This is a genomic window from Brachyspira sp. SAP_772 (genome assembly GCF_009755885.1).
Lineage (GTDB): Bacteria > Spirochaetota > Brachyspiria > Brachyspirales > Brachyspiraceae > Brachyspira.
In genome coordinates, this window is sequence record NZ_VYIX01000262.1 from 1 (window position 1) to 617 (window position 617).

At 24.8% G+C, this 617-nt stretch carries 1 pseudogene; it reads left to right on the forward strand.

What is annotated here, in order from left to right:
- Positions 1–617, forward strand: a pseudogene (locus GQX97_RS13920) (hypothetical protein); the annotation flags it as partial.

Here is a 617-nt window from a genome sequence, read left to right on the forward strand (position 1 = left end):
TGTTGTTGTTAAGAATTTTATTGAACATAAAAGATACATGGAATCTGATGATTTGATAAATTGGCGTGATAGTGTAACTGAAACTACAAAAACTTATAAAATGCCTAATACGAATCATATAGAACCTAATTTTTTAGGAAGATATGGATTGAATGTAATAGAATATTTTATGTTTTATTATAAAGGAAAAATATTTTTATATAAAGGATTTAAAAATATTTTAGATGAKTATCCTGATGGATATAAAGACCCAAGTGACCCTGCTTTTGATTTTTATGCAAATGAATATTATACAATTGATTATGGTAAAGATATCAGTGATGCTAAAAATTGGACTACAAATTATTTTCCTGATTATAATGGTACAAAACTTCTTTATGTTAATCATTTTGCTTTTGATGAGAATAAGCTTTATTTATGTGAAGCTAATTTTGGAAATAGTGTTTATGAATATGATGGAAATTTATGGCAACAAAAGGGAAAATATGTGTATACAGATAAATATTTTTCATCAGAAGATGGAGTAAATTGGAAAGAAGATATTAAGCCAACTTCTGATTATTTAAAAATTTTAACAAGTGATGTTATTCTCGCTTCTTATAAATCACAAAATGTTA